General features: G+C 60.3%; 18 protein-coding genes. 12 read left to right on the forward strand and 6 right to left on the reverse strand.

Annotation, left to right across the window (positions count from 1 at the left end):
• Positions 1–306 precede the first annotated feature (306 nt).
• The 5 genes from rpoB to AC1DX3_RS00210 all read left to right on the forward strand — a co-directional run bounded on the left by rpoB (position 307) and on the right by AC1DX3_RS00210 (position 10872).
• Positions 307–4383, forward strand: a complete 4077-nt coding sequence (rpoB, locus tag AC1DX3_RS00190) for a DNA-directed RNA polymerase subunit beta (RefSeq protein WP_476987207.1) — start codon at positions 307–309, stop codon at positions 4381–4383.
• A 96-nt stretch (positions 4384–4479) separates the two neighbouring features.
• Positions 4480–8667, forward strand: coding sequence for a DNA-directed RNA polymerase subunit beta' (gene rpoC, locus AC1DX3_RS00195; protein ID WP_476987208.1), 4188 nt, complete (start codon positions 4480–4482; stop codon positions 8665–8667).
• A 217-nt stretch (positions 8668–8884) separates the two neighbouring features.
• Positions 8885–9802 carry a hypothetical protein gene (locus AC1DX3_RS00200; protein ID WP_476987209.1) on the forward strand — a complete coding sequence of 306 codons (918 nt, stop codon included), beginning with the start codon at positions 8885–8887 and terminating at the stop codon, positions 9800–9802.
• A 90-nt stretch (positions 9803–9892) separates the two neighbouring features.
• The gene (locus AC1DX3_RS00205; RefSeq protein ID WP_476987210.1) at positions 9893–10432 is read left to right on the forward strand and encodes a TetR/AcrR family transcriptional regulator; all 540 of its coding nucleotides are present in this window, start codon (positions 9893–9895) and stop codon (positions 10430–10432) included.
• An 11-nt stretch (positions 10433–10443) separates the two neighbouring features.
• Positions 10444–10872, forward strand: a complete 429-nt coding sequence (locus tag AC1DX3_RS00210) for a GFA family protein (protein WP_476987211.1) — start codon at positions 10444–10446, stop codon at positions 10870–10872.
• Between the two features lie 24 nt (positions 10873–10896).
• On the opposite strand, the gene AC1DX3_RS00215 is transcribed toward AC1DX3_RS00210, so the two are convergent.
• Complete coding sequence (locus tag AC1DX3_RS00215; protein ID WP_476987212.1) at positions 10897–12117, reverse strand: glycoside hydrolase family 172 protein; 1221 nt, start codon at positions 12115–12117, stop codon at positions 10897–10899.
• A 126-nt stretch (positions 12118–12243) separates the two neighbouring features.
• On the opposite strand from AC1DX3_RS00215, the gene AC1DX3_RS00220 reads away from it, so the two are divergent.
• From AC1DX3_RS00220 to AC1DX3_RS00230, 3 genes are read left to right on the forward strand one after another with little or no spacing between them, the layout of a single operon-like run.
• Positions 12244–12693: a hypothetical protein gene (locus AC1DX3_RS00220; protein ID WP_476987213.1), complete on the forward strand. Its 450-nt coding sequence runs from the start codon at positions 12244–12246 to the stop codon at positions 12691–12693.
• The gene (locus tag AC1DX3_RS00225; protein WP_476987214.1) at positions 12694–12903 is read left to right on the forward strand and encodes a helix-turn-helix transcriptional regulator; all 210 of its coding nucleotides are present in this window, start codon (positions 12694–12696) and stop codon (positions 12901–12903) included.
• The gene (locus AC1DX3_RS00230; RefSeq protein ID WP_476987215.1) at positions 12900–13031 is read left to right on the forward strand and encodes a hypothetical protein; all 132 of its coding nucleotides are present in this window, start codon (positions 12900–12902) and stop codon (positions 13029–13031) included. Before AC1DX3_RS00225 ends, AC1DX3_RS00230 begins: the two co-directional genes overlap by 4 nt.
• Here the strand turns inward: AC1DX3_RS00230 and AC1DX3_RS00235 are convergent.
• Positions 13028–14212 carry a BaiN/RdsA family NAD(P)/FAD-dependent oxidoreductase gene (locus AC1DX3_RS00235; protein ID WP_476987216.1) on the reverse strand — a complete coding sequence of 395 codons (1185 nt, stop codon included), beginning with the start codon at positions 14210–14212 and terminating at the stop codon, positions 13028–13030. The two genes, AC1DX3_RS00230 and AC1DX3_RS00235, sit on opposite strands and share 4 nt — an antisense overlap.
• A gap of 84 nt (positions 14213–14296) precedes the next feature.
• Between AC1DX3_RS00235 and AC1DX3_RS00240 the strand changes: the two genes are divergently transcribed.
• Positions 14297–14602, forward strand: coding sequence for an SCP2 sterol-binding domain-containing protein (locus AC1DX3_RS00240; protein WP_476987217.1), 306 nt, complete (start codon positions 14297–14299; stop codon positions 14600–14602).
• 102 nt (positions 14603–14704) lie between these two features.
• Here the strand turns inward: AC1DX3_RS00240 and AC1DX3_RS00245 are convergent, their stop codons facing one another.
• Both AC1DX3_RS00245 and AC1DX3_RS00250 read right to left on the reverse strand, forming a co-directional pair.
• Positions 14705–15391: an MBL fold metallo-hydrolase gene (locus AC1DX3_RS00245; protein ID WP_476987218.1), complete on the reverse strand. Its 687-nt coding sequence runs from the start codon at positions 15389–15391 to the stop codon at positions 14705–14707.
• A gap of 91 nt (positions 15392–15482) precedes the next feature.
• The gene (locus AC1DX3_RS00250; protein ID WP_476987219.1) at positions 15483–17120 is read right to left on the reverse strand and encodes an amino acid permease; all 1638 of its coding nucleotides are present in this window, start codon (positions 17118–17120) and stop codon (positions 15483–15485) included.
• A gap of 170 nt (positions 17121–17290) precedes the next feature.
• Between AC1DX3_RS00250 and AC1DX3_RS00255 the strand changes: the two genes are divergently transcribed.
• The 3 genes from AC1DX3_RS00255 to AC1DX3_RS00265 all read left to right on the forward strand — a co-directional run bounded on the left by AC1DX3_RS00255 (position 17291) and on the right by AC1DX3_RS00265 (position 21070).
• Entirely contained in the window at positions 17291–17806 is a 516-nt protein-coding gene (locus AC1DX3_RS00255; RefSeq protein WP_476987220.1) for a hypothetical protein, read from the forward strand.
• Between the two features lie 67 nt (positions 17807–17873).
• Entirely contained in the window at positions 17874–20333 is a 2460-nt protein-coding gene (hrpB, locus tag AC1DX3_RS00260; RefSeq protein WP_476987221.1) for an ATP-dependent helicase HrpB, read from the forward strand.
• Positions 20334–20410: 77 nt separating this feature from the next.
• A complete protein-coding gene (locus AC1DX3_RS00265) occupies positions 20411–21070 on the forward strand; it encodes a glutathione S-transferase (RefSeq protein ID WP_476987222.1) in 660 nt (219 codons plus the stop codon).
• Positions 21071–21399: 329 nt separating this feature from the next.
• On the opposite strand, the gene AC1DX3_RS00270 is transcribed toward AC1DX3_RS00265, so the two are convergent.
• Together AC1DX3_RS00270 and AC1DX3_RS00275 are read right to left on the reverse strand one after the other, a co-directional pair.
• A complete protein-coding gene (locus AC1DX3_RS00270; RefSeq protein WP_476987223.1) occupies positions 21400–21561 on the reverse strand; it encodes a hypothetical protein in 162 nt (53 codons plus the stop codon).
• A gap of 242 nt (positions 21562–21803) precedes the next feature.
• Complete coding sequence (locus AC1DX3_RS00275; protein WP_476987224.1) at positions 21804–22784, reverse strand: bile acid:sodium symporter family protein; 981 nt, start codon at positions 22782–22784, stop codon at positions 21804–21806.

The following is a 22784-nucleotide window of genomic DNA, read 5'->3' on the forward strand; positions in this document are numbered from 1 at the left end:
TCTTGACATTTTCAAAATAATTAACATTTGCCCCTTTACGCCGGGGGACAAGTGCGCTATGTGACGCTCCCCTTGCGGGCGTATTGCGCCTGCGAATGGGCCCGAATGCCGGTCTTATGCTCTTTCAACCGGCGAAGGGATGATCCAATCGGATCAAAACTCACAGCGTCTTTGGTGTCGCCACCAAAAAAGAGCAGGCGCAAGGCAATTTTTAGCTCCGTAGAGCCAAACCACACCTTGAAGCCCCGCAGTTCACCTGCACACCGACCACCATATAAAGCGTCTGTCGACGCCTAAGGAACAACGATGGCCTTATCGTTCACCCAAAAGAAGCGGATCCGCAAGTCTTTCGGACGCATCCCCGAAGCTATCCGCATGCCCAACCTCATCGAGGTGCAGCGCTCGTCCTACGAGCAGTTCCTGCAGCGCGATGTCCGCCCGGCCAACCGTATCGATGACGGTCTGGAAGCGGTGTTCAAGTCGGTCTTCCCGGTGAAGGACTTCAATGAACGCGCGACGCTCGAATACGTGTCGTACGAATTCGAAGAGCCCAAATACGATGTCGAAGAGTGCATCCAGCGCGACATCACCTATGCCGCGCCGCTGAAGGTCAAGCTGCGCCTGATCGTGTTCGAAAGCGACGAAGAAACCGGCGCCCGCTCGGTCAAGGACATCAAGGAACAAGACGTCTATATGGGCGATATCCCGCTCATGACCGACAAGGGTACCTTCGTCGTCAACGGCACCGAGCGCGTCATCGTCTCCCAGATGCACCGTTCACCCGGCGTCTTCTTCGACCACGACAAGGGCAAGACCCACTCCTCGGGCAAGCTCCTGTTCGGCGCCCGAATCATTCCGTACCGCGGCTCCTGGCTCGACTTCGAATTCGACGCCAAGGACATCGTCTATGTCCGTATCGACCGCCGCCGCAAGCTGCCGGCCTCGTCCTTCCTGTTCGCGCTCGGCATGGACGGCGAAGAAATCCTGACGACCTTCTATGATGTCGTGCCGTACGAAAAGCGCGAAACCGGCTGGGTCACCCCCTACAAGCCGGAACGCTGGCGCGGCGTGAAGCCGGAATCCGACCTGATCGACGCCGACAGCGGCGAAGTCATCGCCCAGGCCGGTATCAAGATCTCGGCCCGTACCGCCAAGAAGCTGGCCGACGGCGGCGTCAAGGCGCTGCTTCTGGCGGCCGACGCCCTGGCCGGCAAGTACCTGGCCCGCGACGCCGTCAACTTCACGACCGGTGAAATCTACGCCGAAGCCGGCGACGAACTCGACGCCGTCTCGATCAAGGCGTTGGAAGAACAAGGCTTCACGACCGTCGACGTCCTCGACATCGACCACGTCACCGTCGGGCCATACATGCGTTCGACCCTGCGCGTTGACAAGAACAGCAGCCGTGAAGACGCGCTGTTCGACATCTACCGGGTCATGCGTCCGGGCGAGCCGCCCACCATCGAAGCGGCCGAAGCCATGTTCAACTCGCTGTTCTTCGACCTGGAACGCTACGACCTGTCCAGCGTCGGCCGCGTCAAGATGAACATGCGCCTTGAAGAAAATGTCGCCGACGACGTGCGCGTCCTGCGCAAGGACGACATTCTCAACATCCTGAAGATCCTGGTCGGCCTGCGCGACGGCCGCGGTGAAATCGACGACATCGACAATCTCGGCAACCGCCGCGTCCGCTCCGTCGGCGAATTGCTGGAAAACCAGTACCGCGTCGGCTTGCTGCGCATGGAACGCGCCATCAAGGAACGCATGTCGTCGGTCGATATCGACACCGTCATGCCGCACGACCTGATCAATGCGAAACCGGCTGCCGCCGCCGTGCGCGAATTCTTCGGTTCGTCGCAGCTGTCGCAGTTCATGGACCAAACCAACCCGCTGTCGGAAATCACCCACAAGCGCCGCCTTTCGGCCTTGGGACCTGGCGGTTTGACCCGTGAGCGCGCCGGCTTCGAAGTCCGCGACGTTCACCCGACCCACTACGGCCGTATTTGTCCGATTGAAACGCCGGAAGGTCCGAACATCGGCCTGATCAACTCGCTGGCCACTCACGCTCGCGTCAACAAGTACGGCTTTATCGAAAGCCCGTACCGCAAGGTGATCAATGGCGCCGTTCAGGAAGACGTCGTCTACATGTCGGCCATGGAAGAGTCCAAGCACACGATCGCCCAGGCGAACGTGGCGATCAAGGACGGCCATTTCTCCGACGATCTGATCACCGTCCGTATCAATGGCGACGTAACCCTGGCCGCCAAGGACCAGGTCGATTACATGGACGTCTCGCCGAAGCAGGTTGTTTCGGTCGCTGCCGCCCTGATCCCCTTCCTTGAAAACGACGACGCCAACCGCGCCCTCATGGGTTCGAACATGCAACGTCAGGCCGTGCCGCTCGTCAAGTCGGATGCCCCCTTCGTCGGCACCGGCATGGAAGAGGTCGTGGCCCGCGATTCCGGCGCCACCGTCGCCGCCAAGCGTACGGGTGTCGTTGAACAAATCGACGGTACGCGTATCGTTATCCGCGCCACTGAAGAAGCCGATCCGAACAAGCCGGGGGTCGACATCTATCGCCTGTCGAAGTTCCAACGCTCCAACCAGAACACCTGTATCAACCAGCGTCCGCTGGTGCGTGTCGGTGACAAGGTGGCCACCGGCGACATCATCGCCGACGGCCCGTCGACCGACATGGGCGATCTGGCCCTCGGCCGTAACGTCCTCGTCGCCTTCATGCCGTGGAACGGTTACAACTTCGAAGACTCCATCCTGATCTCGGAACGCATCGTCCGTGACGACATCTTCACCTCTATCCACCTGGAAGAGTTCGAAGTCATGGCCCGTGATACGAAGTTGGGCCCTGAAGAAATCACTCGCGACATCCCGAACGTCGGCGAAGAAGCCCTGCGCAACCTCGACGAAGCCGGCATTGTCGCCATCGGCGCCGAAGTCCAGCCGGGCGATATCCTGGTCGGCAAGGTGACCCCGAAGGGCGAAAGCCCGATGACGCCGGAAGAAAAGCTCCTGCGCGCCATCTTCGGTGAAAAGGCCTCCGACGTCCGCGACACCTCGCTCCGCCTGCCGCCCGGCGTTGCCGGCACGGTCGTCGAAGTCCGTGTCTTCAACCGTCACGGCGTCGAAAAGGACGAACGCGCTCAAGCTATCGAACGCGCCGAAATCGAACGTCTCGGTAAGGACCGCGACGACGAACTGTCGATCCTGGAACGCAACATCTATGGCCGTCTCAAGGACATGTTGTTGGGCAAGGTCGCCGTCTCGGGTCCCAAGGGTATGGGCCGCGGTGAAGTGACCGAAGAAAAGCTGGGCGAAGTCTCGCGCGGCCTGTGGTGGCAGATCGCCCTCGAAGACGAGAAGATCATGTCCGAGCAGGAAGCCATGAAGCGCCAGTTCGAAGACGCCCGCAAGCGCCTCGACCGCCGCTTCGAAGACAAGGTCGAAAAGCTGCAACGCGGCGACGAACTGCCCCCGGGCGTCATGAAGATGGTCAAGGTGTTCGTGGCGGTGAAGCGCAAGCTGCAACCGGGCGACAAGATGGCCGGCCGTCACGGCAATAAGGGGGTCATCTCCAAGATCCTCCCGGTCGAAGACATGCCCTTCCTCGCCGATGGCGAACATGTCGACATCGTCCTGAACCCGCTGGGCGTGCCGTCGCGCATGAACGTCGGTCAGATCTTCGAAACCCACCTGGGTTGGGCCTGCGCCAATATCGGCAAGCAGATCGCCGGCCTTCTCGAAGATTGGCAGAACGGCGGCCAGAAGCAGGCCCTGATCGATCACCTGCGCGGCGTCTACGGTCCCGACCAGGAGCTTCCCGACACGGAAGAAGACCTGATCGAACTGGCCAAGAACCTGTCGCGCGGCGTGCCGATCGCGACCCCGGTCTTCGACGGCGCCCACATCAACGACATCGAAGACATGCTGGAATATGCCGGTCTCGATCGTTCGGGCCAATCGATCCTGTACGACGGTCAAACGGGTGAGCAGTTCAAGCGCCCGGTCACGGTCGGCATCATCTATATGCTGAAACTGCACCACCTGGTCGACGACAAGATCCACGCCCGCTCCATCGGGCCATACTCGCTCGTTACCCAGCAACCGCTGGGCGGCAAGGCGCAGTTCGGTGGTCAGCGCTTTGGGGAAATGGAAGTCTGGGCGCTCGAAGCCTATGGCGCCGCCTACACCTTGCAGGAAATGCTCACCGTCAAGTCCGACGACGTGGCGGGCCGCACCAAGGTTTACGAAGCCATCGTCCGTGGCGACGACAGCTTCGAAGCCGGTATCCCGGAAAGCTTCAACGTTCTGATCAAGGAAATGCGTTCCTTGGGTCTGAATGTCGAACTTGAAAACGGGCAGACGTAAAAGAAAAAGGCGAGGGGCCGGAAGGCCCCTCGACCCCATAACTTTCACGCCTAATTGAATTTTTTACGTGCCCCAGGCACAGTTGGAGTCACTGGAATGAACCAGGAAGTCCTGAATATCTTTAATCCGGTCCAGGTCGCGCCGACCTTCGATCAGATCCGTATCACGCTGGCCAGCCCCGAGAAGATCCTCTCGTGGTCGTTCGGCGAAATCAAGAAGCCTGAAACGATCAACTACCGTACGTTTAAGCCGGAACGTGACGGCCTGTTCTGCGCCCGTATCTTTGGCCCGACCAAGGATTACGAATGCCTGTGTGGCAAGTACAAGCGCATGAAGTACAAGGGCATTATCTGCGAAAAGTGCGGCGTTGAAGTGACCCTCAGCCGCGTTCGCCGGGAACGCATGGGCCACATCGAACTGGCCTCGCCGGTCGCCCATATCTGGTTCCTGAAGTCGCTGCCGTCGCGTATCTCGATGATCCTCGACATGGCGCTGAAGGACGTGGAACGCGTTCTCTACTTCGAAAACTACATCGTCACCGAACCCGGCCTGACCGCCCTGAAGCTGAACCAGCTTCTGTCGGAAGACGACTACTACCGCTATCAGGAAGAATTCGGCGACGACAGCTTCACCGCTGAAATCGGCGCCGAAGCCATCCGCAACATGCTCATGGGCATGAACCTGGCCGAAATCGCCGACAAGCTGCGCGCCGACCTCGTCGACCAGACCTCGGAAATGAAGGCCAAAAAGTATTCGAAGCGCCTCAAGCTCATCGAATCCTTCATGGAATCCGGCAACCGCCCGGAATGGATGATCCTGACCGTCGTGCCGGTCATTCCGCCGGAACTGCGTCCGCTGGTGCCGCTGGACGGTGGCCGTTTCGCCACCTCCGACCTCAACGACCTCTATCGCCGCGTCATCAACCGTAACAATCGCTTGAAGCGGCTTATGGAACTGCGCGCGCCCGACATCATCATCCGCAACGAAAAGCGCATGCTGCAAGAGTCGGTCGACGCCCTGTTCGACAACGGCCGCCGCGGCCGCGTCATCACCGGCGCCAACAAGCGTCCGCTGAAGTCGCTGGCCGACATGCTGAAGGGCAAGCAAGGCCGCTTCCGCCAGAACCTGCTCGGCAAGCGCGTCGACTATTCCGGCCGTTCGGTCATCACCGTTGGTCCGGAACTGAAGCTGCACGAGTGCGGCATCCCGAAGAAGATGGCTCTGGAACTGTTCAAGCCGTTCATCTATGCCCGCCTCGACGCCAAGGGCCTGTCCGGCACCGTCAAGCAATCGAAGCGCATGGTCGAACGCGAGCAACCGCAAGTTTGGGATATCCTCGAAGAGGTCATTCGCGAACACCCGGTCATGCTCAACCGCGCCCCCACGCTCCACCGCCTCGGCATCCAGGCTTTCGAACCCAAGCTGATCGAAGGCAAGGCGATCCAACTGCACCCGCTCGTCTGTTCGGCCTTCAACGCCGACTTCGACGGTGACCAGATGGCCGTCCACGTCCCGCTGTCGCTCGAAGCCCAGCTGGAAGCGCGCGTCCTGATGATGTCGACCAACAACATCCTGTCGCCCGCCAACGGCCGCCCGATCATCGTGCCGTCGCAAGATATCGTGCTCGGTCTCTACTACCTGTCGCTCGTCAAGACGGGCGAGCAGGGCGAAGGCATGATCTTCGGCGATCTGAACGAAATCCAGCAAGCCCTGGACAACGGTTCGGTATCGATGCACGCCAAGATCAAGTGCCGCTTTACGCAAAAGGACGCCGACGGTGTCGTGCGCACCAAGGTCGTCGACACGACGCCCGGTCGCATGAAGATCGCTGCCCTCCTGCCGCAGAACGAAAACATCGGCCTCAAGGTCCTCGACAAGACCCTGACCAAGAAGGAAATCGGCAATCTGATCGACGTGGTCTACCGCCACTGCGGCCAGAAGGCGACGGTGATCTTCGCCGACCAGATGATGGCACTCGGCTTCAAGGAAGCCGCCCGCGCCGGTATCTCCTTCGGCAAGGACGACATCGTCATTCCGGAATCCAAGATCGGGATCGTTAATGAGACCCGTACTCTGGTCGAGGAATACGAGCAGCAATATGCCGACGGTCTGATCACCAAGGGTGAAAAGTACAACAAGGTGGTCGATGCCTGGTCCAAGGCGACTGACCGCGTGTCGGACGAAATGATGAAGGAAATCAGCCGCAAGCACATGACTGCTGACGGCCGTGAAGCTGAAATCAACTCGATCTACATGATGGCCAACTCCGGCGCCCGCGGTTCGCAGGCTCAGATGAAGCAGTTGGGCGGTATGCGCGGCCTGATGGCCAAGCCGTCCGGTGAAATCATCGAAACGCCGATCATCTCGAACTTCAAGGAAGGCCTGTCCGTCCTCGAATACTTCAACTCGACCCACGGCGCCCGTAAGGGTCTGGCCGACACCGCCTTGAAGACGGCCAACTCCGGCTACCTGACCCGTCGTCTCGTCGACGTCGCCCAGGACTGTATCATCATGGAAACCGACTGTGGCACGACCCGCGGCATCACGCTGCGCGCCGTCGTCGAAGGCGGTGACGTGCTGGTATCCCTCGGCCAACGTGTCCTCGGCCGTACGACCGCCGAAGACATCAAGGACGTCGCGACCCACGAAGTCGTCGTCGAAGCCGATACCTATATCGACGAAAACATCGTCGACGTCATCGACGCTTCGGGCGTTCAGTCGGTCAAGGTCCGCTCGGTCCTGACCTGTGAAGCCGACCTCGGCACATGCGCGGCCTGCTACGGCCGTGACCTGGCCCGCGGTACGCGCGTCAATATGGGCGAAGCCGTCGGCGTCATCGCGGCGCAATCGATCGGCGAACCCGGCACCCAGCTGACCATGCGTACCTTCCACATCGGCGGTACCGCTCAGGTCGCCGAAGCCTCGTTCTACGAAACGACCTCGGACGGCACCATCAAGCTGTCGGCTGCGCCTACCGTTCGCGGGACGCACGGCCGCCTGATCTCGATGTCGCGTAACCTGATCATCACCGTCAATCACGACGGCAAGGACCGCGAGACCTACAAGGTCCCGTACGGCTCCATGCTGCGCGTCGAAGACGGTGCCACGGTCAAGAAGGGCCAGCGCCTGGTCGAGTGGGATCCGTACACCACGCCGATCATCACCGAAATCGGCGGCAAGATCCGCTACGAAGACCTGAACGACGGCACCACGGTGCGTGAAGAAACCGACGAAGCCACGGGTATTTCGAACCGCGTCGTCGTCGACTTCCGCTCGACATCGAAGGGCGCCGAAATCCGTCCGACCATGGCGATCACCGATGACACCGGCGCTTACAAGAAGTTGGCCAGTGGTGCCGACGGCCGCTACATGCTGCCGGTCGGGGCCATTCTGTCGGTCGGCAACGGCGACGAGGTCAAGCCGGGCGACATTCTCGCTCGTATCCCGACCGAAGGCGCCAAGACCCGCGACATCACCGGCGGTCTGCCGCGCGTCGCCGAACTGTTCGAAGCCCGCCGTCCGAAGGATTGCGCCGTCATCGCCGAAATGGATGGCCGCGTCGAATTCGGTCGCGACTACAAGAACAAGCGCCGCATCAAGATCACCCCGGACGGTGAGGGCGAAGCGGTCGAGTTCCTGATCCCGAAGGGCAAGCACATCTCGGTCCACGACGGCGACTACATCCAAAAGGGTGACTACATCATCGACGGCAACCCCGATCCGCACGATCTGCTGCGTATTCAGGGCGTCGAAGCTTTGGCCGAATACCTGGTCAACGAAGTGCAGGAAGTCTATCGCCTGCAAGGCGTGCCGATCAACGACAAGCACATCGAAGTCATCGTGCGTCAGATGCTGCAAAAGGTCGAAATCCTCGATGCCGGCGACACCGGTCTGATCAAGGGCGACCATCTCGACAAGGCGGAAGCCGACATCGAGAATGCCAAGGCTGAAAAGCGTGGCGGCCGAGCGGCCCTGATGCAACCGATCCTCTTGGGTATCACCAAGGCTTCGCTGCAAACCAAGTCGTTCATCTCGGCGGCTTCGTTCCAGGAAACGACCCGCGTTCTGACCGAGGCTTCGGTTCAGGGCAAGATCGATACCCTGGACGGCCTGAAGGAAAACGTCATCGTCGGCCGTCTGATCCCGGCCGGTACCGGTGCGTACCTGCGTTCGCTGCAACGCGTGGCGATGAAGCGCGACGAAATGCTGTCCAACCAGCGCGAAGAAGCGATGGAGCCGCTGCCGGCGGAAGTCCTGCTCGAAGCGCCGGTGGCCGGCGAGTAATCCTTTTCGCGAAACCCCCGGGCCTTTTGGCCCGGAGATTTTCGCGAACGGACACAATTGAAGCCCCTGACTTAACCGTCAGGGGCTTTCTTTGTTTCGGGGTCAAGGGGCCTGCAGGCCCCTTGCCTTAACCTTTCCCCTCATTGGTACCTTTAGTTGCCGATGGTTATTAATAATGGTTAATATGCGTTCCAAATTCGCTGGAGGAGCGCCGACCATGTCCCCAATCAAAACCGGTCTTTCCGTCCTGGCCTTATTGGCCGGCATGTCCCTGGTTGCCGGCGCGCCTGCCATGGCCGGCGCCAAGGCCCACTGCAAAACCAAGGTCGTCATGGTGAAAAAGGTCGTCTGCGACTGTGGCCCCAGCCATCACCACGCCTCGGCACCCGCGCACCACGCCCATCACGCAGTCGCCCCAGCGGTCTACCGCGAACCCGTCTACACCCGGCCGTCGAACGTGACCTATGTCGATGAAGTCGACAGCGCGCCGGTGGCGTCCTATGGCCAATCCGTTTATCTCGGTCAGTCGTCCTATTCGAGCACGACCTATAGCAGCCAGAGCTATTCATCCAGTTCCCACTCGGGTTTTGCGGATAATGGCTGCCAAACCGTCTGCACCTATACCCCGCCGGTAGCCACCTATAGTGACTCCTGCGGCGACAGCTGCGCCTATCCGCAGGACGACAACGTTGCTTATGACGACGACAGCTATCAGGACGACGGCCTGTATCCCAATGACGGTCCCTATCGCTATCAGGACACATCGACCTATACCGGTGGGGTCGGCTATGCGGATACCAGCTATGGCGGCGGCGGCTACTACAGTGACGGCTATGCCGCGCCGGCCTATGGTTACGGCGGCACCGTTGTCTATATGAACGGCAACAGCCATTATGGCCACAGCGGCGGTGGTTATCACCACAGTGGTGGCCACGGCCAAGGCGGTATGAACCATGGTGGCCAAGGCGGTGGCGGTATGCACCCCGGTGGGGGCTACGGTCATAATGGCGGCGGTATGCATCAAGGCGGCGGTATGCATGGCGGCCATATGGGCGGCGGTATGAACCACGGCGGTGGGGGCATGCACCACGGCGGTGGCACGCATTCGGGTGGTCATTATGGCGTGCACCACTAACAATCACGACATTTAGGGCGCAAAATACGCCCTTGCCTTCGACATTGTACTGGGCTTGACTTATCTACCTACTAGTAGGTAGATAGTTCTATGACGACGCGCGATCTCATCCTCCACGAAGCCGAACGCTTAATTCGCACGCGCGGCTATGCGGCCTTCAGCTATGCCGACTTGGCCGAAACCGCAGCTATCACCAAGGCCAGCGTGCATTACCACTTTCCGACCAAGGAAGATCTGATCGGCGTCCTGCTGGAAGCCTATATGGTTCGCTTCCATGCCGCCCTGGCTGCCATCCGCGCAGACTACACCGGACTGCGCGACCGGCTCAATGCCTATGCCAACCTGTTTCTCGACGGTTTCGAACAGGGCATGCTGCCACTGTGCGGTGCTTTGTCGGCCGAGCGCGCCGCCTTGCCGCCGGCCTTGCACCCGAAAATCCACCACTTCTTCCAGGTTCATCTCGACTGGCTGCACACCGTCCTCGAAGACGGTGGCGTCCGTCCGCCGCAAGCCTCGGCGCTTCTTCTGCTCAGTACCCTTGAAGGCGGCAGTTTTGTCGGCTGGGCGATGAGCGACAAGGCGCCGGTTCTCGCCGCTTTCAGTACCGCGTTGCGTACCTTGCCATCTTAAAGGAGCACATCATGACGGATATTTACACCGGCGCTTGTTTTTGCGGCGCCGTCGAACTCGAAGTTTCAGGCAGCCCGGAAGCCATGGGTTATTGCCATTGCCGGTCATGCCGGTCGTGGTCGGCCGGACCGGTCAACGCCTTCACCCTGTGGAAGCCGGAAACCGTCAAGGTTACCAAGGGCGCCGACAAGCTGGCGACCTTCGAAGGCAGCGCCACCACTCACCGCCAATTCTGCGTGAACTGCGGCGGCCATTTGATGTCCCAGCATCCGACCTTCGGCCTGACGGATGTTTATGCCGCGACTCTTCCCACCCTGCCTTTCGCGGCCATGCTTCACGTCAACTATGCCGAGACCGTCCTGCCCATGAAGGATGGCCTTCCCAAGATGAAGGACTTCCCGGCGGACCTGGGCGGTTCGGGTGAAATGCTGCCGGAATAGGCCTTCGGTGACGATGAGGCGATCCTAAGGCTTAGGCGCTCGCAGCGCAGCTGTGCGTTCCGCCACCGGCGCGATCGCAGGCAGGCCGTTTTCCGGGCGGTCTAGATAGAAGTAGGCGACCGCCGAAACATCGTCGCTGCGGTAAAAATTCGTCCAGCCGTCGGGCAGGGAAGGGTCGGTCACCGCCATCGGCTTGGCGCTACCCAAAAGGTGTTTGAAACTGGCACGTGAGCCGCCGTCGACCGTCACGGGGATCACCGGCGCACCGGCGGCCTGCAATTTGGCGACATCGGCCTTGGACCAGCCGCCGATCTGCTGCAAGGTCACATGGACGCCGCTACCGAACACCACCGGATCCGGCACATGAAAGCGGTAAAAAGCCCAACGGCCGGTGCCTTCATCCGCGACCGGCGCGCCCTGGTACCGCCCGGTGTAGGCGCCTTCACCCCAGCCGGTGCCGATATAGTCTTCGGTGCCGGTGCCGCTTAGCGACGGATGACCCGTATCGCCGTCGAGAAAGATGCGAACCTCGCCTTCGCCCCACCACGACTTGCCGTAGATCGGATTGGTCTCGACCCCGACGCTGGCACCGAGAAACCGTCCACGGCCAGTGATCGTCGGCAGGATGTCGAAATCCTTACCCGGTGTGGTGGCGCGATTGCGGCTCCACCAGGCGTGAAAATACAGTGCGTCGTCGGGCAGGTCCTTCACGGTGCGATAGTCGATGTCGTAATAAATATTGTTCAGTGGCGTGCCGGACTCATTGGTAAGAACGACTCGCGCCCCCTTGCGAAATGGCATCGGKATATAAGAAACAAACGACCGCGCTTCCGGGCTGGCGAACAGGGCGTTATCCATCCTGACCATCTCGCCGACATTTTGCGCGAAGAAATCACCCAAGGGCACCGATACGGCCGGCGTCTTCGCGCCGTCCCAAAAGATATCCAGCCGCAAGGCCCGCAACCGTTCAGGCGAGCGGTCGTTGATCGTCATCCACATGCGGTCGATCATGCCCTGGCCCTGGATGTCGGCCAGGACCAGCGAATCATGGGCGGCGATGGTGTCGTAGGGATGACCCTTGGCGCCCTTGTTTTCCACACCGGCCGCCCCGTGGGCGCCGGTCGGGTTTTCCGGACTGATCCAGTGGCTTTCGCCGGGGGGCAGGCGATAGAGCTCGGTTTGCGCCAGGGCAGGGCCAGCCGCCAACGACCACAGGCCCGTCATCAATAATAATGTCCGCATCATGAGCCGTTTCCTTCTTTGCCCTGCATCCAGCCTAACCGGTGATGAAGATCGGCGCAATCTCGCCCCTTGACGCCGTGTCACCTTTGGGTTACATGTAACCTATAGGTGATAGAGGAGGCTGCTGCCATGTCGGATACCCAGAACCTGATGAAGAAGGCGGAGGGCTATGTGCAATGGCGCCGCGCCTTATTGGTGATAAATGCCCTGGCCTATATCGGCTGGATCGGCGCCACGGGGTTGGCGTATCTGCCGGCCGTCGCAATCGATCCGGGCATGCTCAACCTCATCTCCGCCGTCTGTTGGCCCGTGTGGCTGCTCAGTCTGCTGGGGATATTTGCCCAGGTAGCCTATGCGCGCAAACACCGCGATATCAGTGCTCTCGCCGACGACGAACGTACCGTAGGCTACACCAAGACGGCGTTTCAGACCGGCTACTGGTTGTTGCTGACAGGATTGGCGCTTGTCTATTCCGCGTCCTACTTTACCCAACTCGATGTCAAGGCGGTCATCCCGTTCATGCTGGCCTTGGGCGTCGCCGCGCCGTCCCTGACCTATGCCGTCCTGGATCGCGGCTGAATGGGTGAGCTGCGTAACCGACTGAAGGACTATCGCGCCGCCCGCAACCTGACCCAGGCCGATTTGGCCGTCATGGCGCAGGTGTCACGCAAGACGATTAACACCATCGAAAATGAGGTCTTCGTGCCGTCGACGACCCTGGCCCTGCGCCTCGCGCGCGTGCTGGACGTCAAGGTCGAGGATCTGTTCTATCTGGAGGATACGATATGAAACTACGCCATTATCAGCTTAAACCCCGTTCCACCAAAGCTTGGCGCCGTGCCGTATTGTTCAATACGATCTTCGGCGGCTTGGGCGGCACGGTCATGATGATCGCCGCGGCTTTGACTTTACGTTAGACCGCTTGCCCGGCGGCCCAGCCCGACGACCACGCCCATTGGAAATTATAACCGCCCAGCCAGCCGGTGACGTCGAGACATTCGCCGACGAAATACAGACCGGGGCATAGCTGGCTTTCCAGGGTCTGGGACGACAGGTCTTTCGTATCGACGCCACCGACCGTGACTTCGGCCGTACGATAGCCCTCGGTTCCATCCGGGATAAAGGTCCAGCGATTAATGGCATTCGACAAGTCATTTAAGCTTGCATTTGGCAAGTCAGCCATTTTGCTTTCGAGTTGCAAGTTTTGCCATTCGAGAACGCGATCGCTCAGCCGGCGCGGCAAAAGCTCGGCCAACACCGTACCGATGGTTTGCTTCGGACGGTCTTTTTTCTTGGCGAGCAAGGCTTTCATCATGTCGGTGCCTGGCAACAGATCGATCTCAACGGATTGGCCAGGCCGCCAATAGCTCGATATTTGCAACACGGACGGGCCCGACAAACCGCGATGGGTGAACAAAAAGCCGTCCGTGAAACTGATCTTGCCCACTGTGACGCGCGCGGTCAGCGACACGCCTGACAGGCCCTCAATGGCGGCCAGCTTGTCGCCGCCCAGTGTGAACGGCACCAGGCCGGCGCGTGTGTCGGTGATCGCGTGGCCGAACTGACGGGCGAGGTCGTAGGCCCAGCCGGTGGCGCCCATTTTCGGGATCGACAGGGCGCCGGTCGCTACGACCAACTTCTCACAGGCGATGCGTCCGCCCGACGTTTTTAGCTCGAAGCCAGCCGCCGTCTTTTGGACATCCTCCACGCTGGTGCTCAGCCACAATTCCCCACCGGCGTCGCGCAAGTCGTCCAACAACATGTCGATAATATCGCCGGCCGAGGTTTCGCAGAACAGCTGGCCCTCGGTCTTCTCATAATAGGGAATGCCGCGGGCGATGACGCGATCGAGGAAGTCCCACGGCGTAAAACGCTTGAGCGCCGAAATGCAGAAATGCGGATTGTTCGACAGGAAGTTCTTCGGCGTCGCCTGCAAATGGGTGAAGTTACACTTGCCCCCGCCGGAAATGCGAATTTTTTCGGCGGGCTTCCTGGCATGGTCGATAACGACGACCCGCCGGCCGCGTCGAGCGGCTTCGATCGCGCACATCAAACCCGCCGCACCGGCGCCGACAACGACCACATCCCAAGACTTCATTTTTTCTTCCAACTTGACGCAAGGGACGTATTGCCCGGCGCAAAACTTCCGTTAAGGTCAGGTAACACACTTTAGGAGTCGATCATGACCGATCTGGAAACCATCACGCAAAAAATCGCTTCGGCTGTCGGTGAAAACTCCGGCCTGGGCAAGATCGTCAAGGTCGACTTCGGCGATGACGGTAAGATCCTGATCAATGGCGCCAGCGTGCCGAACACGGTCACTAATGACGACGGCGCCGCCGACACCACCATCCAGATTTCCATCGAAGACCTGAAGGCCATGGCGACCGGCTCGCTCGATCCGATGATGGCCTTCATGATGGGCAAGATGAAGATCCAGGGCGATATGAGCGTGGCGCAGAAGCTGGCGCCTTTGCTCAAGGGGTAAGACAAGAAAAAGGCAAGGGGTCACGGACCCCTTGACCCCAACACTGTCAGAGTCAATTTTCACCGTACGGTTATGGGGTCAAGGGGTCTGAGACCCCTTGCCTTATCCTGGCCCTTGCTGGTTTGGTACCATTTTCGACACGACCCTATCTCCCACGAACGGATTGCTCAGTCGTTCCTGGTTAAAGCTCGACATAGGCCCGTGTCCGGGCACGAATCGCACGTCGCCCAACGGCCAAAGTTTTTTCGTAATCGCGTTGATCAGATCGGCATGGTTGCCGCGCGGAAAGTCCGTGCGCCCGATCGATCCGGCGAACAGAACGTCTCCGACCTGAGCGAACTGCGAAAGCGCGTGATAAAACACGACATGCCCCGGCGTATGGCCCGGGCAGTGAATGACATCCCATTCCGTTTCGCCCAAGGTGACCTTGTCGCCATCATGCAGCCAGCGGTCGGTCGTAAAGCTGCGCATGTCGGGAATGCCGTAACGCGCACCCATGCTGGGAATCTGGTCGATCCAGAACTGGTCATCTTCATGCGGCCCCTCGATCGGCACGCCGGTACGTTCTTTCAACTCCGCTGCCCCGCCGGCGTGATCCGCATGACCGTGAGTGATCCAGATCTTTTCGACAGTCAGCCCGCGCCGGGCGATTTCGTCCAGAATCGGATCGAGGTCGCCGCCCGGATCGATGATCGCCGCCTTGTTGGTCTTGGTGCACCAGACGATCGTGCAGTTCTGCTGCAGCGGCGTGACGGGGGCAATAAACAAACGGATCGGTGGTTCGGACATGGGATACTCATAAGGAAAAGGCTCCGGCGCATATAAGCACCGGAGCCTGATTTGTCACTAAGTCTCAATTCGCGCGGCTTGAGCGCGAAATCTAATGCTTCTTGTCGTCGACGCCATGAATGAAGGCTTCGCCGACCGACTCGAGGTCTTGCTCTTCGGCAACATCGATGCCCTTGGCCAGCTTCGAGTTCCAGAAGCCGTAGAAGACATAGACGAGCACACCGACGATGCAGTAACCGCCCAGAATATTGATCGGCAGCATGTCGCCCTTCATAGCGCTGATGACCATAGGGGCAAAGTTGAAGCCGGCCAAAGCGAGACACAGCACAATACCGAGCACGGCGGTCGGGATGCCGCCAGGCACCTTAAACGGACGCTCGATTTCAGGGTGCTTGACGCGCATATAGATGACGGACAGGCAGACAATCGAGAAGGCGACGGCGGTGCCGAGGCTGACCAGGTCGCCCAGCAGCGAGATCGGCAAGAAGGCCGCGGAGATCGAGATCACAATGCCCAGGAAGATCGTGCCAATCCAAGGCGTGCGGAACTTGGGATGAATGGTGGCCAGCGACTTCGGCAACAGGCCATCTTTCGACATGTTGTAGAAAACGCGGGTCTGCGCGTAGGTCAGGACCAGCATGACCGAGAACAGGCCGGTAATGGCGCCGATCTTGACCAGCAGGCTGACAATATTGAGCTTGCCGCCTTCGCCTGCGGCAAAGGGAACGTCGGCCCAATGGAGGCCCATATGGTCGATGGCGACGGCGACAGGCGCCGGCGAAGCCAGTTCCTTATAGGGCACAACGCCAGTCATGACAGCAGCCACCAACATGTAGATGATGGTACAGATGATCAGCGAACCCAGGATGCCGATTGGCACGTCGCGCGACGGCTTCTTGGCTTCGGCGGCAGCGGTCGAAACGGCTTCGAAGCCGACATAGGCGAAGAAGATGATGGCGGCGCCACGCAGGATACCGGACCAGCCGAACTGACCGAAGGTGTGGGTATCGTTGACCGGGATAAACGGGTGCCAGTTGGCGGGGTTGATGTAGGCGAAACCGACGGCGACGAAGGTTACCAGGACCAGCACCTTGATCACGACGATGACATTGTTGACCTTGGCCGATTCGGAAACCCCTAGGACCAGCAGGCCGGTGACCGCCAGAATACCCAGAGCGGCGACGAGGTTGAAGGTGCCGGTCATTGGGAAGCTTGTGTGGCCGCCTTCAGTGACGGACTGCACCAAAGGTGTTGCCCACATAGGCTGGTGCGTGCCGTTCACTATGATGTCGGGTAGATTGATCCCCAACATGTGCAAGGTGCTGACGATATAGCCGGAAAAGCTGACGGCCACGGTCGAGGCGGCAATGCCGTATTCGAGAACCAGCAACCACCCCATGACCCAGGCGCCGACTTCACCGAGCGTGCCGTAGGCATAGGTATAGGCCGAACCCGACACCGGCAGGATCGACGCCAACTCGGCGTAGCACAGCCCGGCCAGCGCGCAGACTACACCGGCGACGACAAAGGACAGCATGATGGCGGGACCGGCATTGGCCGAAGCCACCGTACCCGTCAAAGAAAAAATACCGGCGCCAATGATGGCGCCGATACCAAGGAAGGTCAGATTGAGTGCACCCAGCGAACGCTTCAGCGGGCTTCGCGCCGCCTCGTTCTGGATGTTGAGGATCGACTTTTTCAGTACGAGCCGTTCGAAGAAATTGGCCATAAGACCCCTCGCAAAATGTGTACTTATATGGCGCCGCGCTTGGTGCCGGCGCTTTGAGCCTTAAGGTACAGGCCCCCTGATGGTCACGCTATCGCCATATTGTCGCTTTGGCAACGGGTTATTGAGGACGGGAGAATCCGCCGTCGCCCCTTCTTCCGGAGTTAGAACCCATGATCGCTTCCCTGGCCTTCGCCGCCCTGCTGCAAGCCACGCCTGTCGCCGCCGATCCCCTGGCGCCCGCCGCGTCGGGCCAGGTTCAATGCTATAAGCCCGACACGGTGCGCAAGACCTGTCATTCCATCGCTGAATATAGGCCCTTGGGCGACGGCATCTATACCAATACGGCCACCGTCCTGGTGTCGAAAATGCCCTTGGTCGTGCTGCGCTCGGCGACGCCCGTCCATGAAGTCGGTGGCGCTGTTTGCGGCAATATCAGTGAAGGCGACATCTCGGCTTCGACCCTGATCGTCAACGGCCAGGAACTGCCGGCCGAACAGGCCGGACCCTTGTTGTCCATGGGCGTCTCGGCCCTAGACAAGGTCATCGGTCACGACATCTGCACCACCTATAGCGGTCCGAACAACGATCTGACGGCTACCGCTACGCTCGATGGTGAGGCGCGCCCCGACCTGACCCAGCACGTCATGTGGGTCTCGCCGGCCGACGGCTATCGCGTGGCGCCATAGTTTTAAGAGGAAACTGCGGTCTCCCTTCTTCCTTGGCCACAGCACCGCCATCTGTTAGTGACGCGCTATGTTGCCCGTCGCCGAAATATACCCCGCGCTTAAAACCTGGCTTGTCGATCAAACCACGGCCGTGATCATCGCGCCGCCGGGCGCCGGCAAGACGACCGGCGTCCCGTTGGCCTTGCTCGACGAGCCCTGGCTCAAAAACCAGACCATAACCCTTCTCGAACCGCGCCGTTTGGCCGCCCGGGCAGCAGCGGCGCGCATGGCCGAGACCCTCGGTGAACCCATCGGCCAAACCGTTGGCTTCCGCGTTCGCGGCGAATCCAAAGTCTCAGCTAAAACCCGCATCCATGTTGTAACCGAAGGCATTTTCTCGCGTCAAATCCTCGACGACCCGTCGCTCGACGGCGTCGGCCTGGTCATCTTCGATGAATTCCACGAACGCAGCCTGGACGCCGATCTTGGCCTGGCCTTCGCCCGCGATGCCCAAACCGTCCTGCGTGACGATCTGCGCCTACTGGTCATGTCGGCAACCCTCGACGGCGACCGCGTCCTATCGCTACTGCCGGAGGCGCAGCGTTTCGAATCACAGGGCCGGACCTTTCCGATTGACACCCATTATCTCGGCCGCGACCAGACGAAACATATGGAAGCCGATATCGCCCGCCATGTCGCCCGGCTCTCCACCAAACTAACGGCCGACAAGGCCGAGACCATGCTGGTCTTCCTGCCGGGCCAAGGCGAGATCCACCGCGTCGCTCGCCATCTCGACGAGATCGGTATCGCTTCCTTTATCGACGTCCACAAACTATTCGGCGCCATGGATTATCGCGACCAGCAACGCGTCCTCGGCCGCAACGATGCCGGCCACCCCAAGATCGTCCTGGCCACCGCCATCGCCGAAACCTCCTTGACCCTCGACAAGGTCGCCATCGTCGTCGATTGCGGCCTGTCGCGCCTCGGCCGCTACGATCCGGCGCGCGGCGTCACCCGCTTCGTCACCGAACGCGTGTCGAAGGCCTCGGCCGATCAGCGCCGCGGCCGCGCCGGCCGTACCCAGGCCGGCGACGCCTACCGCCTGTGGGACGCCGAGCAGGACCGCTCGCTGATCCCCTTCGCCAAGCCCGAAATCCTCGAGACCGACCTGTCGCAACTGGCCCTGTCACTGCGCCTGTGGGGCGCCAAATCGACCGACGGCCTGGCCTTGCTCGACCATCCGCCCAAGGCGGCCATGGACGAGGCGGTCAAACTTCTGCAAGCCTTGGGCGGGCTCGACGCCAACGGCGACCTGACGCCCCACGGCCGCATGATGGCGCAATTGCCGATGGCGCCGCGACTGGCACACATGCTGCTGAAGGCCGCCGAAAGCGGCGCGGCCGAGCAGGGCGCCAATCTCGCCGTCTTGCTCTCCGAAAGCGGCCTGGGCGGCAAGTCGACCGACCTCGACAACCGGCTGGAAGGCCTGGCTCGCGACCGCACGCCCAAGACGTCCCAGGCGCGCACCCTGGCGCAAAACTGGGCCCGTCAGGCGCAATCACTAATCAAGCAAAAACAACAGGCTGGCGCGAAGTTCTCGCACCATCTCTTAGCCGAGTGCTTCCCGGAACGCATCGCCAAGGCCCGCGGTAAACCCGGCGAATTTGTCATGGCCAATGGCCGCGGCATCTATGTCGATGAGCACGACGCCCTGGCGCGTGAAACCTTCCTCGCCGTCGGCGACCTCGGCGGCGGCAGCAACCGCGATCGCGTTCTCCTGGCCGCGGCCCTGAACGAGAACGATATTCTCAGCCTGTTCAACGACCGCCTGACGCGCGAAACCGTCCTCGAAAAGACCAGTGGCCGTTTCCGTGCCTTCGATCAAACGCGTCTCGGCGCCCTTATCCTGTCCAGCAAACCGCTCGACAAGATACCGTCGCACCTCCTGCTTCACGCCGAGGCCGAAGAAATCCAGGCCAAGGGTTTGAAAGCGCTCAATCTTTCGGAAGCAACCCAAACCCTGCGCGCCCGTGTGGCCTTCCTGCGCAGTCAGGATGACACCTGGCCCGACCTGAGCGACGAAGCTCTGCTGGCAACACTCGAAGCCTGGCTCGGACCCTATGCTGGCGGCAAATCCATGCTCAGCCTCGGCGGCGGCGTTATCCACGATGCCGTCCGCGCCATCCTCGATTACGATCAGCAGCGCAGTCTCGATCGCCTCGCGCCCGAAACTCTGAAAATGGCGACTGGCTCGAATATTCGCATCGACTACGACGCTGAAGGCGGTCCTCGCCTCGAAGTCCGCGTCCAGGAACTCTATGGCACCACGGTTCACCCAACCGTCGGCCCCAACAAGACGCCGCTGACCCTGTCCCTGACCTCGCCGGCCCACCGGCCGATCCAGATTACCAAGGATCTGCCCGCCTTTTGGGATGGTTCGTGGTCTGAAGTCCGCAGCGACATGAAGGGGCGCTATCCCCGCCATGTCTGGCCCGAAAACCCGCGCGAAGCCGCGGCGACCACGCGAGCGAAGCCAAGGGGAACGTAAAAAGGCAAGGGGGCACAGCCCCCTTGACCCCATAACCGAAGTATCAGCGTATAAGAGGCTAAAGCCAGGAGCTGCACATGATTACCGTCCACCATCTCGACAATTCGCGCTCGCAACGGATCCTGTGGCTGCTTGAGGAACTCAGTCTGCCTTATGAGATCAAGCACTATAAGCGCGACCAGAAGATGCTGGCGCCGCCCGAGCTCAAGGCCGTCCATCCGCTCGGTAAATCACCCGTCATCACCGACGGTCTGCGGACGATCGCCGAAACCGGCGCCATTATCGACTATATCGTTTCAACCTACGGCGCCGGCCGCCTCATCCCGCCCACCGGTACCGAGGATCGCTTCAGTTATACCTACTGGATGTACTATGCCGAAGGCTCGGCCATGACGCCGCTGTTGCTGCGCCTGATCACCACCCAGATCAAGAAACGCGCGCCCTTCCTCATCAAGCCGATCGCCGCCGGCATCGCCAATACACTGGAAAAAAGTCTGGTCGCGCCCAATCTCAAGGCCAATATTGATTTTTGGGAAGCAAGCCTGTCCAAGTCGCCATGGTTCGCCGGCGGTGCCTTCACGGCGGCCGATATCATGATGAGCTTTCCCTTGGAAACCGCGGCCACACGGGCAGGCGCGGGCTCACAACCGCATATCAAGGCCTGGCTTGAAGCCATTCACGCGCGCTCGGCCTATAAGACGGCTCTGGAACGCGGCGGGCCCTATGCCTACGCCTAAATCGTAACGCAGCCGGCGCAGGCGATGGCGACCAGGGGCAGAACGATCAGTTTGACAAACAGTGATTTCATAGCGGACTCTCCTTAACATCCCACCAAACTTAGCGGCGACGAAATAAGGGAGATATACCGAAAAGGCGCCGTTTTAGCGGCGCCTTACGTCAGAGCTGCAAAGACTCACAGGAAATTAGCGGCTACTCGTCTGAGCGAAGTCTTCGCCGCTGCGGTCGATGATGATGCAGCCGGACAGGGCCGAGGCGATCAGGGCGACACCGATGAGCTTGATGACGATGGATTTCATATTGGGGTCCTCAGAATACAGGTTACAGATCAGGTGGAGGGAACGGTATCGGCAGGCTTTTCGTCTGCGCGGGGCGACGAATCATGGTGCCAATGATGATGTTCGTCGTCGGGACTGACATACATGATGCAGCCCGACAGCGCCGAAGCGGCGACGGCGAGGCAGATGAGCTTGAGAGCGAGCGATTTCACGGTGATATCCCCTGGTTTGGCGGTCCAACACCGCCGGCATGGTCGAGACTAATGATCCGACTATGAACGCTATATGAACCAAGGCCACCTTAATTCTTTTTAATAATCAGCCTGTTGGTCGGCGTAATGTGCATATGACCCATGCGCCCAGCGCATCGGTCATTGCCAGCGGCCAAGGGGCCGCCGCCGCTTATGCGGCGAGCCATGCGGCGCATGAGCTCAGATAAAGCGAAGAGCGATGGTCATTCATGACCGTCACTCTTCGCCCATCGGTTAGCCAGCGGCGTGCAGATCAGCAATTGCAGCGGATGATAGATCATGATCGGCAGCAGGATCAGCCCAAGCCCCGGATTGCCGGCAAACAGGATGTGCGCCATGGGCACACCGGCGGCCAACCCCTTCTTGGTGCCGCAAAACACAACGGCCGAACGGAAGGCCGGCGCGATCTTGAAACGATCGCATAGCGTCCACAACAGATTGAGCACCAGAAAGAACAGTCCCAAGGTCGCCGCGATCACCAGGGCCAGGGTGCCGAACCCGGTGCCGCTCCAGATGTGCTTGGCGAAGGAATCGCAGAACGAGGTGTAAACCAGCATCAATATGGTGCCGCGATCGGCGATGTGCGTCAGCTTCTTGTGTTCCGCCAAAAAGGCACCGATCCACGGCCGCAGCAACTGGCCGACGATAAGCGGCAGCAACAGCCAGATCATTAAATCGATAACAGTATGAACAACATCAAGATGTTGCCCCGATGTCCTCAACAATAAGCTCATCCACAATGGCGTGACGAAGATTCCGATGGTGCTGGAAATCGAGGCATTGAACACGGCCACCGGCACATTGCCCTTGGCGGCAGAGGTCATGGCGACCGAAGACGAAATGGTCGAGGGCAGGGCGCACAGATAGAACAGACCGATCCTCAGGTCCGGCACGATCCAATTACCCGCCAGCAGCAAAAACACGGCGCCTATGGCCGGAAACAGCAGGAAGGTCGCACCCTGGATGATCAGGTGCAACCGCCAGCGCAAAACCCCGTCCTTCAAGGCCGCAAACGACAGGCCGGCGCCATTGAGAAAGAAGACCAGCGCAATGCCCGCCTTGGTCAGCAATTCCGGATGCAGGATGCCGCCCTCGGCGCCGGGCGCCGGCAAGAGCGCCGCCAGGATGATCGCCACCCCCATGCCGGTCAAAAACCAGTCCGGCAGTTTCAGCCGCTTCAACAC

The sequence above is a fragment of the Asticcacaulis sp. P2_B1 genome (assembly GCF_056404915.1).